At 68.5% G+C, this 14,286-nt stretch carries 15 protein-coding genes; 8 read left to right on the top strand and 7 right to left on the bottom strand.

Translation table 11 applies throughout. From position 1 onward, the window contains the following. Positions 1-98: 98 nt before the first annotated feature. Together OG729_RS19810 and OG729_RS19805 are read left to right on the top strand one after the other, a co-directional pair. Positions 99-989 (top strand): LysR family transcriptional regulator, encoded by an 891-nt coding sequence (locus tag OG729_RS19810; RefSeq protein WP_360867222.1) that lies wholly within the window; start codon positions 99-101, stop codon positions 987-989. A 52-nt stretch (positions 990-1,041) separates the two neighbouring features. Beyond that, a complete protein-coding gene (locus OG729_RS19805; protein ID WP_360867219.1) occupies positions 1,042-1,521 on the top strand; it encodes an NUDIX hydrolase in 480 nt (159 codons plus the stop codon). Between the two features lie 6 nt (positions 1,522-1,527). Here the strand turns inward: OG729_RS19805 and OG729_RS19800 are convergent, their stop codons facing one another. Together OG729_RS19800 and OG729_RS19795 are read right to left on the bottom strand one after the other, a co-directional pair. After that, a complete protein-coding gene (locus OG729_RS19800; RefSeq protein ID WP_405807396.1) occupies positions 1,528-3,381 on the bottom strand; it encodes a globin domain-containing protein in 1,854 nt (617 codons plus the stop codon). 306 nt (positions 3,382-3,687) lie between these two features. After that, positions 3,688-4,338 (bottom strand): HAD family hydrolase, encoded by a 651-nt coding sequence (locus OG729_RS19795; protein WP_405807394.1) that lies wholly within the window; start codon positions 4,336-4,338, stop codon positions 3,688-3,690. Between the two features lie 76 nt (positions 4,339-4,414). Here OG729_RS19795 and OG729_RS19790 point away from each other — a divergent pair, with 76 nt between their 5' ends. From OG729_RS19790 to OG729_RS19770, 5 genes are all read left to right on the top strand, one after another. Beyond that, the gene (locus tag OG729_RS19790; RefSeq protein WP_360867210.1) at positions 4,415-4,960 is read left to right on the top strand and encodes a DUF2269 domain-containing protein; all 546 of its coding nucleotides are present in this window, start codon (positions 4,415-4,417) and stop codon (positions 4,958-4,960) included. 5 nt (positions 4,961-4,965) lie between these two features. After that, positions 4,966-5,826 (top strand): GNAT family N-acetyltransferase, encoded by an 861-nt coding sequence (locus tag OG729_RS19785; protein WP_405807393.1) that lies wholly within the window; start codon positions 4,966-4,968, stop codon positions 5,824-5,826. A 113-nt stretch (positions 5,827-5,939) separates the two neighbouring features. Beyond that, positions 5,940-6,398, top strand: coding sequence for a MarR family winged helix-turn-helix transcriptional regulator (locus tag OG729_RS19780; protein WP_405807392.1), 459 nt, complete (start codon positions 5,940-5,942; stop codon positions 6,396-6,398). A gap of 10 nt (positions 6,399-6,408) precedes the next feature. Then, positions 6,409-6,861, top strand: a complete 453-nt coding sequence (locus tag OG729_RS19775) for a GNAT family N-acetyltransferase (protein WP_405807390.1) — start codon at positions 6,409-6,411, stop codon at positions 6,859-6,861. A 15-nt stretch (positions 6,862-6,876) separates the two neighbouring features. Next, the gene (locus OG729_RS19770; protein ID WP_405807389.1) at positions 6,877-8,037 is read left to right on the top strand and encodes a winged helix DNA-binding domain-containing protein; all 1,161 of its coding nucleotides are present in this window, start codon (positions 6,877-6,879) and stop codon (positions 8,035-8,037) included. Between the two features lie 73 nt (positions 8,038-8,110). On the opposite strand, the gene OG729_RS19765 is transcribed toward OG729_RS19770, so the two are convergent. Together OG729_RS19765 and dnaB are read right to left on the bottom strand one after the other, a co-directional pair. After that, positions 8,111-9,493 (bottom strand): serine hydrolase domain-containing protein, encoded by a 1,383-nt coding sequence (locus OG729_RS19765; protein ID WP_405807388.1) that lies wholly within the window; start codon positions 9,491-9,493, stop codon positions 8,111-8,113. A gap of 82 nt (positions 9,494-9,575) precedes the next feature. After that, a complete protein-coding gene (gene dnaB / locus OG729_RS19760; protein ID WP_360867397.1) occupies positions 9,576-11,042 on the bottom strand; it encodes a replicative DNA helicase in 1,467 nt (488 codons plus the stop codon). Between the two features lie 442 nt (positions 11,043-11,484). On the opposite strand from dnaB, the gene OG729_RS19755 reads away from it, so the two are divergent. Continuing rightward, entirely contained in the window at positions 11,485-12,822 is a 1,338-nt protein-coding gene (locus tag OG729_RS19755) for an MATE family efflux transporter (RefSeq protein ID WP_405807386.1), read from the top strand. 91 nt (positions 12,823-12,913) lie between these two features. Here OG729_RS19755 and rplI read toward each other — a convergent pair whose 3' ends face one another. The 3 genes from rplI to OG729_RS19740 are packed head-to-tail and all read right to left on the bottom strand — an operon-like array spanning position 12,914 to position 14,254. Further along, a complete protein-coding gene (gene rplI / locus OG729_RS19750; protein ID WP_360867189.1) occupies positions 12,914-13,360 on the bottom strand; it encodes a 50S ribosomal protein L9 in 447 nt (148 codons plus the stop codon). Positions 13,361-13,378: 18 nt separating this feature from the next. Continuing rightward, positions 13,379-13,615: a 30S ribosomal protein S18 gene (gene rpsR / locus OG729_RS19745; protein WP_003956534.1), complete on the bottom strand. Its 237-nt coding sequence runs from the start codon at positions 13,613-13,615 to the stop codon at positions 13,379-13,381. A gap of 54 nt (positions 13,616-13,669) precedes the next feature. After that, the gene (locus OG729_RS19740; RefSeq protein WP_360867185.1) at positions 13,670-14,254 is read right to left on the bottom strand and encodes a single-stranded DNA-binding protein; all 585 of its coding nucleotides are present in this window, start codon (positions 14,252-14,254) and stop codon (positions 13,670-13,672) included. Positions 14,255-14,286 lie beyond the last annotated feature (32 nt).

The following is a 14,286-nucleotide window of genomic DNA, read 5'->3' as shown; positions in this document are numbered from 1 at the left end:
ACTGTGCGTCAGTGTCCAATCACAGTAGCGACAGCGGCCTATCGACTTATTTATAGTTGTCCGGGTCCGTGGGCATCGTCGGCCGGGAGGGGCTTGGCATGGATCTGGCCCTGTTGCGCACATTCGTCACGGTGCACCGGGCCGGCTCCTTCACCCGCGCCGCGGCGCTGCTCGGGCTCTCCCAGCCTGCGGTGACCGGCCAGATCCGCACGCTGGAGCGGCAGTTGGGACGGCCGCTGTTTCTGCGCCAGGCCCGCGGCGTGACCCCCACGACCATCGGGGACGAACTCGCGCACCGGGCAGCCCCCCATCTGGACGCCCTGGTGGAGATCACCGAGACCGGTCTGGACGAGGAATCGGGCGTACGGACCCTGCATCTCGCCGGGCCTCCGGAGTTCACCTCGTTACGCGCCCTGCCGGCCCTCACCCCACTGATTTCGCAGGGGCTCACCCTCCGGGCCTCTTTCAAAAACGCCGAGGAGACCCTGGAAGGGCTGGCCGCCGGGCATCACGATCTGGCCATCACCACCGCCAGGCCGCGCGGCGGACTGCTCACGTCGACTCCGCTCTGCGACGAGGAGCATGTACTGGTCGCCTCGCCGCGCTGGGCTGCCCGGCTGAGTCCTGGAGTGCTGCGCGGCGGGCATGTGGTGCTGGAGCAGCTGCCCGTGGTGGAGGTCCATGAGTCCCTGCCACTGGTCTCGCGGTACTGGTCCGCCGTCTTCGACTCCCGTCCGGCCGCCGCGGGCGCCGTCATAGTCCCCGACCTCCGGGCCGTCCTGGAGGCCGCGGCCTCGGGCGCGGGGCTCGCCGTGCTTCCGCGCTATCTGTGCGAGGAGGCCATCCGGGACGGGCGGGTCGTACCGCTCCTCGACCCTCCGGTGCCCCCACTGCGTACGTACTTTCTCGCCGTACGGACCGGCACACTCTCCCTTCCGCACATCGCGCGGGCGCACGAGTGGCTGCTGCGCGCTGCCGTCGACTGGTGATCGCCCGGTGGTCAGGAGTTTCAGAACGGGCGTCGCGGGCCATTTTCTAGCCATGACCGAACGGCCAGTGGTCAAGCGCACCGCACGCGCCATCCTGCTCGACGGAGACGATCTCGTCCTCATCAAGCGCACCAAACCCGGCGTTGATCCGTACTGGCTGACGCCGGGCGGCGGGGTCGAGCCCGAGGACGCCACCGTCGTCGACGCACTCCACCGGGAGGTGGACGAGGAGCTCGGCGCCAAGATCACCGATGTGGTGCCCTGCTTCGTCGACACCGTCGAGCACATCGCGGACGGGGGTGTGACGGGCGTGAAGGTGCAGCACTTCTTCGTCTGCCGCCTCGAGTCCATGGATCCCTCGCGCCGGCACGGCCCGGAGATCGACGAGCCCTGTGGGGAGTACGAGATCGTACGGGTGCCGTTCAGCCGGGTCGGGATCGCCGCCGTCCATCTCGTACCCCTGTCGCTGCGGCACTATCTGGACGGCAATATCGAGGGCGTACGTGCGATGCACGCCCCCGACCTGGGCTGATCTCAGCTAGTCCCCCGCTGCCACCAGCTCTTCGAGGGAGTCGTGGCGGATCCGGTCGAACGGGATGCCGATGCCGCGCAGTGCGTCCACGCCACTGCGGATCATGCCGGGCGGGCCGGAGAGATATGCGTCGTACTCGTACCAGGGGCCGTACTCGCGCACGGCGTCGGGGAACTGCGAACGGCCGTCGACCACCGGCCGGACCGACAGCCAGGGGTGCGTCTGCTGGAGCCGCAGCATGGTGTCGATGTCATAGAGGTCGTAGTCGGTGCGCGCCCCGTAGAAGACCTCCACCTGGCGCCGCGCACCGTGCTCGGCGACATCCTCGACCAGCGCCTTGATGGGCGCGATGCCGGTGCCGCCGCCCAGGCAGAGCAGGCCGTTGTCGGTGGTGTGGTCGACGGTCATCGAGCCGGCGGGCGGACCGAGGCGCAGGACGTCGCCGGGGCGGGCATGGTGGACGAGGGCGTTGGAGACCCAGCCGGCCGGGACCGCTTTGACATGGAAAGAGAGCAGACCGTCGGCGCGAGGCGCCCCGGCGAAGGAGTAGTGGCGCCAGATCCGCGGCCACCAGGGCGTCTCCAGGCTCGTGTACTGGCCCGCCACAAAGGCGTACGGCTGGTCCGGGCGGACGGTGATGATGGCGATGTCTGGGGTCCTGAGGTCGTGCGAGACCACCTCGCCGTGCCACCAGGCGGGCGCGTGCCGCTCATTCTCGGCCGCTGCGTCGATCATGATCTGGGAGATCGTGGTGTATGTCCGCACCCAGGCGGCCTCGGTCTCCTCGTCCCAGGTACCCGTGGCGTACCGGGTCAGCGCGCCGATCAGGGCCTCGCCGACGGCGGGATAGTGCGCAGGCTGCGTGCCGTACTTGCGGTGGCCGCGGCCCAGGTGCTGGAGGTAGTCGGTGAGCACGGCCGCGTTGTCCATGTGCTCGGCGGCGGTGAGCAGGGCCTTGAGGAGCCGGTCGCGCTGGGCGTCCATGGCGGCGGGGAAGAGACCACGCAGCTCGGGGTGACGGACGAAGAGCAAGGCGTAGAAGTACGACGTGACCTTGTCCGCCACGGGCGCGATCTCCGCCATGGTGCGGCGGATGAGGATGGCGTCGGGGGACGCGCCGTCCGCGGCGGGTTCGTGGCGGGCGGGAGCCTCGGGGTGGACCGGAGCCTCGTGGCGAGCGGGAGCTTCGTTGCGGGCTGGGGCCTCGGTCGGCCCGGTGGCTTCACGGGGTACCGCGGTTTCGTAGGACGCGGCGGGGTTGTGCGGGGCCGCGGCTTGGTGCGGTGCAGCGGCGTTGTAGGGGGCCTCGTGGGGCCGGCCTGCCATATGAAGCCGCCCTGCGGGCCCCGGGGGCCAGGCCGCCTCACGGTGCTGAGGGGCTCCGGCGGGGTGCGAGGCCTCGCGGGGACTCGGGACCCGGGGCTCCGCGTCTCTTTCGCGGGCTCTCGGGTCCGTGGAGGGATCGGCGGCGCCGTGAGCCGTGGGCCCCGCGTGGGCTCCCCCGGCCGGGTCGTCGGGCGGTTGCTCGGCCGCCGCATGCTCGGCCGGAATGTCATCTGCCGGGGGGTCGTCGACGAGCGCCTGGTCCATCGAGGTGTCCGGTACACCGTCCTCGACGGTTCTCGGTTGCCCCCGCACCGGCGGCGGGCCGGGCCGTGACCCCTCGGAGCCCACCGGCCGTATGGAGGCGACGGGACGCCTCTGCGCGGCTATTCGTTCCTGCCCGGCGTCACCCGCGGAAGCCCCCTCACCGGGGGCGGGCCTGCCCTGGACCGGCGTCTTACGAGGGGTGAACCATCCGCCCCCGCCGTTCTCCCCTGAAGTGCCGTTGTCGGCCGACGTGGTGGTCGGAGCGTCCATTGTCTGCCTCGCCTCGAACATCTTTCGGTCGGTCCACGCACTTCCGTTGAAATCGGAACGTGCCTCAATTCCCCGCTCTGCCTCAGGACTACTGCCAGCCACACTAACCTCGGCCGCGCGCCGAACCGGGGCGTCTGAGCCCGGAATGTGACATTGCCCGCAGCGCCCGTCGTCGCAGCATGCCAGGCGCTGTCATCACGGGGGACAAAGAGCGGAAAGTCCGGGCATCCGAACCCGCTTTCCCGTTACGCTTCATTGCCCCCGTGTCCTTGTGCCGGGTCTCCCGGGCCACTCCGGGCTCGTGAACTACCTGCCGAATCGCACCTGTTCGTAGGCCTCGCGCAGATCGCCCCCTGTATAGGTATGTGTGGCCAGTCCGGACAGATAGTGATCGGCATTCATCGCTACCGTTGTGGGCACTACCGCAAAGATCTCCGCGTCGGACATGGAATCACCGTATGCAACGCATCTGTCCAGAGTCACCCCGAACTCTGCACACAGCCGGTCCGCGATCTTCACCTTGGCTGCCGCGTTGAGAATGCCCGACGGGTCCACTGGCTGGGTGAACGGCAACTCGGGAAAGCGCGAGCCGTGCGCCGCATGAGCTCCCCAGCTCAGCAGCCGCTCCACGAAGAAGGAGGGTGAGAGCGAAATGACGGCGCAGTAGTCCCCGCCTTCACGGATCTCCCGCCATACCTCCTGGATGCCGTCGAGCCAGGGGGCCGCCTCGAAGGCCGCCGCAACATGCGCCTCGGTGAGATCGCTCCACAGAGCGTGCACGCGCTCCGCATACTCCGGCGGTCCGATCCGGTGGGCGATCAACTCCCCCTCCAGCTCACCGATCTCTTCCAGCAGCCCGAGCTGCCGGGATATCTCCACCGCCGCAGCCGACCCGCGAATCAGCGTGCCGTCGAGATCGAAGATGTGAAGCCTGCGCGTTGTCTCCTTGTCCGCCATGTACGCCGAGGTTAGTACCCGGGATTACTCCCGCTGTCAGACGCGATATGACTCGCTTCCCGGCACGGTGTTTCACGTGAAACCACTCAAGCGCTCCGCTCGCCGGGCCCTCCTCGTCGTCCATGTCGCCGCGTCCGCCGCCTGGCTCGGGCTTACGCTCGGCCTGCTCGCGCTGGCTCTCACCGCAGCCACCACGGAATCCGCGCCCATGATCGAGGCCGCCTGCCGCTCGATGAAGGTGTTCACGGACTGGCTGGTGATTCCCGTCGCGCTGTTGACCCTGCTGAGCGGCCTCGTTCTCTCGCTCGGTACGAAGTGGGGGCTCGCCAGGCACCACTGGGTCTTTACGAAGTTCTGGCTGACCCTTGTCACCATCACCGCGTCGGTCTTCGCGCTGCGTCCGGGCGTCAATGCCGCGGTCGAAGCCGTCGCCTCGGGCTCACCGCCGGCCGACCCTCTCGACCTGGTGATGGGACCTGTCGTCTCCTTCAGCGCGTATGTCTTCATGACCGTCATCTCGGTGCTCAAGCCATGGGGTCTGACGCGGCGCGGTCGACGAATGCGTGTGCCGGCCACTTCCCGGAAAGCACTGGACGAACGATCACTGCGTCCGACAGCCTGACCACCATGTCGACTCCGCTCCCCCAGCTGCCCATTCGCCGTCTGACCACGGACGACCTCATTGCCTGCGCCGATCTCTCCGAGGACCGAGGGTGGCCGCGCGAGGAGCACAAATGGGGCCTGCTGCTCGCAGCGGGGAGGGGGTACGGGATCGACGACCCGGCGGGCAAGGGACTGGTGACCGCCTGCGTACTGACGTCGTACGGCGACGGGCTCACCGCGATCGGGATGGTGCTTGTCGCCGAGCAGTACGCCCGCCAGGGCATCGGACGCCGTCTGATGACGCATGTGCTGGCAGAGGCCGGAGACACCCCGGTCACGCTGCACGCCACCCCGTACGGGCAGCCGCTCTATGAGCAGCTGGGCTTTGTGAACGTCGGCCGCGCCGAGATGGTCCGAGGCCACTTCCAGGCCGAGGACCATGCCCCCGAGGCGACGGTGACCACTCGACCGGCGACCGCCGATGACCTCGCCGCCATACTGCGCCTGGACACCGAGGTCTTCGGCCTCGACCGCACCCACATGATCACGCGTCTTCCGGCCTTCGCCGACCAGCTGCGGGTGGCGGAAGAGGACGGCGTCCTGACGGGATACGCGGCGGCCTGGCCGAACATGGAGACTCATGTCGTCGGCCCGCTGATCGCCCGGGACTCGGAGACGGCGAAGGCGCTGATCACCTCCCTGGCGGCAGGCACGGACCGGCCGTTCCGTACGGATATCGACGTACGCCACGAGGAACTGATCGCGTGGCTGAAGGACCGCGGTCTGGAGACGGTCGCCTTCAACGCGGTGATGACCTACGGCATCCCGGACCTCCCCGGCGACTGGACCCGGCGCTTCGCTCCGCTGACGGTCGCTGCGGGCTGACCCGGGAAAGTCGGGCGAACCGTGGCGCGAGCCCAGGATATTTGCAAGCGCGGGATATTGCACTCGTCGTCTATCCTGGGTAGGAGCCGCTCGGGCACGGAGGAGGAAGACACATGACGGCGACCGACCCCGCGCTCACCCCGCTCTCCCAGAGCTGGTGCGCCCTCTCCCTGCTCCACGGAAGGATCGAGGCGCACATCGAGCGTGCCCTTGAGAGCAAGCACGGCCTGAGCATGCGCGAGTACTCACTCCTCGACGTCCTCAGCCGCCAGCACAGCGGCCCGGGCGGACATCTGCAGATGAAGCAGGTGGCCGACGCCGTCGTCCTCAGTCAGAGCGCCACCACTCGCCTTGTCACCCGCCTCGAGGACCGCGGTCTGCTGACCCGCTATCTCTGCGACACGGACCGGCGCGGCATCTACACCGATGTCACCGAGGCCGGCCTGGCCTTGTTCGCCCGAGCCCGCCCCACCAACGACACGGCCCTGCGCGAGGCTCTCGACGAAGCCGCCAAGAACCCCGAGCTGGCTCCCCTGGTCAGGACGGTCGAGGAACTGCGGGTCCCCGCGTAATCTGCGGATCATGAGCGATCTGGAGATACGACCCGCCGTGCTGAACGACATCCGGGCGATCGTGGCGATGCTCGCCGACGACCCACTGGGCGCCCAGCGCGAGTCGCCGGACGACCTCACCCCGTACACCGCGGCCTTCGAGCGACTGGCCCAGGATCCGAACCAGATTCAGGCGGTCGCCATACGCGAGCACCGGGTGGTGGGAACTCTTCAGCTCACGATCATCCCCGGACTGTCCCGGCGCGGCTCCACCCGGTCGATCATCGAAGGCGTACGGATCCACGCCGACGAGCGCGGCAGCGGACTGGGCACCCGGCTCATCGAATGGGCCATCGACGAATCCCGCCGCCAGGACTGCCAGTTGGTTCAGCTGACCTCGGACGCATCCCGCACCGACGCCCGTCGCTTCTACGAGCGCCTCGGCTTCGAGCCTTCCCACGTCGGTTTTAAACTCCAGCTCTGACCAAGGGAGTTCACCGTGCTTCGGATCAGCGACGAGCAACGCCGCATCCGGCTCGGTCGCCGCCATCGGCTCGCCCCCTCAGTACGGACGGACTCACCGGTGGCCGCCGCCGACGCGGTCGTCGCGCTGCATGCCACCGACGCCGCCACGGTCTTCCTCTCCGCCTGCGCCCGCCTCACCGAGCCGAGTGTCGAGGCGGTGGAACAGGCCCTGTACGAGGACGTGGCGCTGGTACGGCTCCTCTCCATGCGGCACACGCTCTTCGCCGTCTCAGCCGAACTCGCTCCGTATGTCGACGCCTCCACCGCGCGCGCCATCGCGCTCAAAGAGCGCAAGACACTCGTCGGGCACCTGGCGGAGGAGGCGAACGGGCTGGACGAGCAGTGGCTCGCGGAGGCCGAGGAGGCGGTGCTGGCCGCCCTCGCAACGCGTGGCTCCGCAACCGGCAGCCAGCTCTCCGCCGATGTTCCGGCCCTGAAGACGAAGATCACCGTCTTCCCCGGCAAGAAGTACGAAACGGTGCAAGGCGTCGCCACCCGTGTCATCCGGCTGCTTGCCTCCGCCGGCCGCATCCGGCGGGACCGGCCACGCGGCTCCTGGACCTCCAGCCAGTTCCGCTGGACGGCCAGCGACCCCTGGCCCGCCCTGTCCGCTGCCGAGGCTCGGGCCGAGCTTGCCCGCCGCTGGCTGCTCTCGTACGGGCCCGCCACCGAGGCCGACCTCAAGTGGTGGACGGGCTGGACTCTCGGCGACGTACGCAAGGCGCTGGCCGCTGTGGCTGCGGAGGAAGTCCAGCTCGATGAGGGCACTGGCTATGTGGCGCCCGGCGACACCGCGCCTGAACCGGCCGTGGAGCCCTGGGCAGCGTTGCTTCCCGCGCTCGATCCCAGCGCCATGGCCTGGGCGGGCCGCGGCCTCCATCTCGCCGCGGACCATCGCGCGGTCCTCTTCGACCGAACGGGCAATATCGGCCCCACGGTGTGGTGGAACGGGGAGATCATCGGCGGCTGGGCACAACGCCCGGACGGGGAAATCGTGTGGCGGCTGCTGACCGATCCCGGCCGTGAGGCGACCGCCGTCATCGCGGCAGAGGCCTCACGGCTGTCAGGCTGGGTGGGCGAGGCCAGGATCACGCCCCGCTTCCGTACGCCACTGGAGCGGGCATTGACGGCCTGATGGCTGCCAGGTCCGGCCTGGCGGCTGACCGGGATCAGCCTCGGGCGGTTTCACGTGAAACATCACATCCGTTTCACACCTGAAGCCCGCGCCAGCCCTCCTCGTCAACGCCTCCAGGAACTGCCGTCCCCGGCTCGTACGGCTCACGGGTGAGGACGAAGGACCCCAGGTCGAGATGGCTCACCGAGCCGTCCTCCCGACGCACCACGCGCAGGGTCTCCCCCGCGTAATAGCCCTCACGACCGGTCCAGGTCCCGTCCGTCTCCGCGAAGAAGCGCGACCCTCGGGCGCCGCCACGCAGCGGCTGAAGCTCTACGCCACGGTCAGCGAGCAGGCGCAGCCCGAAGGAGTACGTCCCCCAGTACCAGGGCCCGGTCAGCTCCAACAGCTCCTGGTCGACCTCCGGCAACGGCCGCCAGGGCTCGGGGATGCGCGGCTCAGCCTCGGCCACGATCCGTACGAGATCGGCGGCGACCGATCCGGTAAGCGGCCCCGAGGTGACATTGGAAAGCGCGACCGCGGTGAGCCCGTCGTCCACACTCACCCACAGCGCGGCAACAAAGCCGGGCAGCGAACCCTGGTGCCCGACGAGGGTACGGCCGTCCTTCCGCACGATCTGCATCCCCAGTCCGTAGCCGCTGTCCCACTCCTCAGCCTCGGGAGGCACGGAGGGCGTACGCATCTCCCGCACGGACGCCGCACTCAGCACACGGTCGTCGCCCTCGGCGAGAAACGCGGCGAAGCGGCAGAGGTCGGCTGCCGTCGACCAGAGCTGTCCTGCCGGGGCCATCAGCCCGAGGTCCTCGGAGGGCTCGGGCAGCATCACATCGGCCCAGGGATGCACCGCCCAGCCGCCGGCATGCGGGGCTCGGGGCTGTGCAGTCGTGCGGTGCATGGCGAGCGGCCCGAGGATCTCGCGCTGGAGAACGTCCTCCCAGGACGCTCCGCGCACCGCCTCAATCAGTGAACCGAGCAGCGTATAGCCGGGGTTGGAGTAGTGATGGCACCGGCCGACGGGATGCATCCGGGACTGGTCCCCGAGGACATCGGCAAGCCCGGGACGGAGCGAGCCCGGCGTGCGCTCCCACCACGGCGCCGGAGCCTCCGCGCTCAGCCCTGCACTGTGACCAAGCAGCTGAGCGATGGTCACATCCCCCACGCCGGTGCCAGGAAGGTGCTTCTCCAGAGGATCGTTCAGATCGAGCAGACCCTCGTCGCGCAGCCTCAGCACCAGGACGGCCGTAAACGTCTTGGTGATCGAGCCGATGCGGTACTGGGTGTCGGCATCCGGTTTATGCCCGTCGACCGAACTGCGTGAACCCGTCCAGGCCAGCTGCCCGTCGCGCCCCACGGCAGCGACGAATGAGGGCGCGCGCCCCTCGGACTGGGCAACGGCGATGCGATGCAGAAGGGCCCGCCGCGTGGCGGGGAGGAGCTCTTCACAGGGTGAGGTCATGGGGCAGGTCTATCGGGCAGCCAAGGCGACGTCGAGTTCATTTCGTGGCAGTACGCGGTACGCGCCACTGCACGCTCTGGGATCAGGTCTGCGCCATGTCCACAAAGCGTGAGTAATGTCCCTGGAAGGCGACCGTGATCGTCGCGGTGGGACCGTTACGGTGCTTGGCCACGATCAGGTCCGCCTCACCGGCGCGCGGTGACTCCTTCTCGTACGCATCCTCGCGGTGCAGCAGGATGACCATGTCCGCATCCTGCTCGATGGAGCCCGATTCACGCAGGTCGGAGACCATCGGCTTCTTGTCCGTACGCTGCTCGGGACCACGGTTCAGCTGCGACAGCGCGATGACCGGGAGCTCCAGCTCCTTGGCCAGCAGCTTGAGGTTTCGGGACATGTCAGAGACCTCCTGCTGACGGCTCTCGGCGCGCTTCGAGCCGCCGGACTGCATCAGCTGCAGATAGTCGATGACGACCAGCTTCAGATCATTTCGCTGCTTCAGCCGTCGGCACTTCGCCCGGATCTCCATCATCGACAGGTTCGGGGAGTCGTCGATATAGAGCGGGGCCTGCGACACATCCGGCATCCGGCGGGCCAGCCGTGTCCAGTCCTCGTCCGTCATGGTCCCGGAGCGCATATGGTGCAGCGCCACTCGCGCCTCGGCGGACAGCAGACGCATCGCGATCTCGTTGCGGCCCATTTCGAGGGAGAAGATCACGCTCGGCAGATTGTTCTTGATTGAGCAGGCCCGGGCGAAGTCCAGCGCCAGTGTGGACTTACCCATGGCGGGACGGGCCGCGATGACGATCATCTGGCCCGGATGCAGGCCGTTGGTCAGCGAATCGAAGTCCGTGAACCCGGTCGGCACGCCGGTCATCTCTCCGCTGCGCGAACCGATCGCCTCGATCTCGTCGAGCGCGCCCTCCATGATGTCGCCGAGGGGCAGATAGTCCTCGCTGGTCCGCTGCTCGGTGACGGCGTAGATCTCGGCCTGGGCGGAGTTGACGATCTCGTCGACATCGCCGTCGGCGGCGTATCCCATCTGAGTGATCTTGGTGCCGGCCTCCACAAGGCGGCGCAGGACAGCACGCTCATGAACGATCTCGGCGTAGTACGAGGCGTTGGCCGCGGTCGGGACCGACTGGACCAGGGTGTGGAGGTACGGGGCGCCGCCGACCCGGGTGATCTCGCCGCGCTTGACCAGCTCGGCCGCGACCGTGATGGGGTCGGCCGGCTCACCCTTGGCATAGAGGTCGAGGATCGCCGTATAGACGGTCTCGTGGGCGGGCCGGTAGAAGTCATGGCCCTTGATGATCTCGACGACGTCGGCGATGGCGTCCTTGGAGAGAAGCATGCCGCCGAGGACGGACTGTTCGGCGTCCAGGTCCTGCGGAGGGACGCGCTCGAAGCCGGGGGAGCCGCCGTCCCAGCCGCCACTGTCCCTGCCGCGCTCGTGCTGGTCCTCTCGGCCCCCACGGCTGTCGTTGCGGCGCTGGCGGGAGACGGGCAGGCGGTCACCGGGGCCGCTGTCGGCTGCCCACGGATCGTCCAAGGGCTCGGAAATGCTCACCCGCGCCACCTCCTCCCGTCCGCCCCGCGGACCTCGCCGTGCCACTCTTTCTACGGCACGGCACTGACAAAACGAACGGCCGGACTCCGCTTCGGGCGCGTCGGGCGACGGTCCACGGTAGGCCCGTCTGCACCGTCAGCCAATCTGGTTATCCACAGGCCATGTGGACGACGGACCAGATGCTGTGGAGAACTCTGCAGAACCTGTGCACGGACCGGGGGACAGTACTGTGGACAAACTCATCACCACCCCGCCACACAGTCCCTGACCTGGCCTTTTTCTGTCCACTGACTGTGGGGGAGAAAAACTTTCCCAGCTGGATCAAGATCACAACAAATAGCGCACAGCAGAACCCGCACCTGGAGGATAGGTAAGGACTGCACAGCAATTGCATCTCTTACCTGTGGAAGATTAGATTGCTGCCATGACACAGGCTCCAACGGCACCGAAGGACCTCCGGCGACGCCACGATCGAGAGATCGTGGCGCTCGCCGTCCCCGCCTTCGGAGCCCTCGTCGCCGAGCCGCTCTTCGTGATGGTCGACAGCGCCATCGTCGGCCATCTCGGCACCCCCCAGCTCGCCGGACTGGGGGTCGCGGCGGCGCTCCTGATGACCGCCGTGAGCGTCTTCGTCTTCCTCGCCTACGCCACCACGGCCGCCGTCGCCCGCCGTGTCGGAGCGGGCGATCTCGCGGCAGCCATCCGCCAGGGGATGGACGGCATCTGGCTCGCGCTGTTCCTTGGCGCCGTCGTCGTCGCGGTCACCCTCCCCACGGCGCCCTGGCTCGTCCATGCCTTCGGAGCCTCCGACACCGCCGCCCCGTACGCCACGACCTATCTCCGCATATCCAGCCTCGGCATCCCGGCCATGCTGATCGTGCTCGCCGCGACCGGTGTACTGCGCGGCCTCCAGGACACCCGGACTCCTCTGTATGTCGCCGTCGGCGGCTTCGCCGCCAACGCAGCCCTCAACGCAGGACTCGTCTACGGGGCGGGCCTGGGCATCGCAGGATCCGCCTGGGGCACGGTCATCGCCCAGGTCTGCATGGCCGCCGCCTATCTCGTCGTCGTCGTCCGGGGAGCGCGACGGCACGGGGCGTCGCTTCGCCCCGACGCCGCCGGCATACGGGCCAGCGCCCAGGCCGGCGTTCCCCTACTGGTCCGCACGCTCTCGCTGCGCGCCGTCCTGCTGATCGCCACCGCCGTGGCGGCCCGCCTCGGAGACACCGAAATCGCCGCCCACCAGATCGTCCTCTCGCTCTGGAGCCTCATGGCCTTCGCCCTGGACGCGATCGCCATCGCCGGGCAGGCGATCATCGGCCGCTATCTGGGGGCCGATGACGCCGAGGGCGCCCGCCAGGCCTGCCGCCGCATGGTGCGGTGGGGCATCGCCACCGGTGTGGTGCTCGGCATCCTCGTCGTGGTCTGCCGACCGCTCTTCATCCCTCTGTTCACCAGCGACTCGGCAGTGCATGACACCCTCCTCCCGGCCCTGCTGGTGGTCGCCGTCTCCCAGCCCATCGCGGGCGTTGTCTTCGTACTCGACGGTGTGCTGATGGGAGCGGGCGACGGCCGCTATCTGGCCATGGCGATGCTCGTGACGCTGGCGGTCTTCGCGCCTGTCGCCCTGCTCGTTCCCATGATCGGCGGCGGGCTGACGGCACTGTGGTGGGCCATGACCCTGATGATGACGGTCCGCATGCTGACGCTGTGGCTGCGAATGCGCTCCGGCCGCTGGATCGTCACCGGCGCTACGCGCTGAGCCGATGTTTCACGTGAAACGGACCAACTGAACAGCAAGAGGGCCGCACCCCTGGGGGGTGCGGCCCTCTCATGCTCTGCAGTGCGCAGCGTTACGCGGCGACGACCTCGACGCCCAGCTTCGCGGCAACCTCGGGGTGCAGACGCACGGACACCTGGTGCGAACCCAGGGTCTTGATCGGCGAACCGAGCTCAACGCGACGCTTGTCAACCTCCGGACCACCGGCAGCCTTGATCGCCGAGGCGATGTCGGCCGGGGTGACGGAGCCGAAGAGGCGGCCGGCGTCGCCGGAGCGAACAGCCAGACGCACCTTGACGCCCTCGAGCCGGGCCTTGATCTCGTTGGCCTGCTCGATGGTTGCGATCTCGTGGATCTTGCGGGCGCGGCGGATCTGCGCCACGTCCTTCTCGCCACCCTTGGTCCAGCGGATCGCGAAACCACGCGGAACCAGGTAGTTGCGAGCGTAGCCGTCCTTGACGTCAACGACGTCGCCGGCGGTACCGAGGCCAGAGACCTCGTGGGTGAGGATGATCTTCATGATTCGGTCACCCTTCCCTTATCGCGCGGTGGACGTGTAGGGCAGCAGCGCCATCTCACGGCTGTTCTTCACGGCCGTGGCGACGTCACGCTGGTGCTGCGTGCAGTTGCCGGTAACGCGGCGGGCACGGATCTTGCCGCGGTCGGAAATGAACTTCCGCAGCATGTTCGTGTCCTTGTAGTCCACGTACACGGTCTTGTCCTTGCAGAATGCGCAGACCTTCTTCTTCGGCTTGCGCACAGGCGGCTTCGCCATGTGTATCTCCTGTGTGATCAAGAAGTGGGGTACGAGCTCCCCGGGAGGGATCCCTTAGAAGGGGGGCTCGTCCGAGTAGCCGCCGCCAGAACCGCCGGAGCTTCCGCCCCAGCCGCCCCCACCGCCCTGCTGCTGGCCGCCACCGGCCGGCGCGCTGGTGGCCCAGGGGTCGTCGGCGGGTGCACCGCCGCTGCCCTGCTGCGCACCACTGGGACCGCCGCCCCAGTTGCCGCCGCCCTGCTGGCCGCCGCCGTAGCCACCCTGGCCGCCGCGACCGGTGGTCTTGGTGACCTTGGCCGTGGCGTTCTTGAGGCTGGGGCCGACTTCCTCGACGTCCAGCTCGTAGACCGTGCGCTTGACGCCCTCGCGGTCCTCGTAGGACCGCTGCTTCAACCGGCCCTGGACAACGACACGCATGCCGCGCTGGAGCGACTCGGCGACGTTCTCCGCGGCCTGACGCCAGACCGAGCAGGTGAGGAAGAGGCTTTCGCCGTCCTTCCACTCATTGGTCTGACGGTCGAAGGTGCGGGGAGTGGACGCGACACGGAACTTCGCGACCGCCGCACCGGACGGGGTGAAGCGCAGCTCGGGGTCGTCGACGAGATTGCCGACGACCGTGATGACGGTCTCGCCTGCCATGGGTGAACCTCTCGGCGGGATTGCTGCTGGCT

Origin of the sequence: Streptomyces sp. NBC_00210, assembly GCF_045160975.1 — a bacterium.
Taxonomy (GTDB): Bacteria; Actinomycetota; Actinomycetes; order Streptomycetales; family Streptomycetaceae; genus Streptomyces.
Note: the sequence above shows the minus strand (reverse complement) of the source record. Positions and strands in the feature narration are given on the sequence as shown.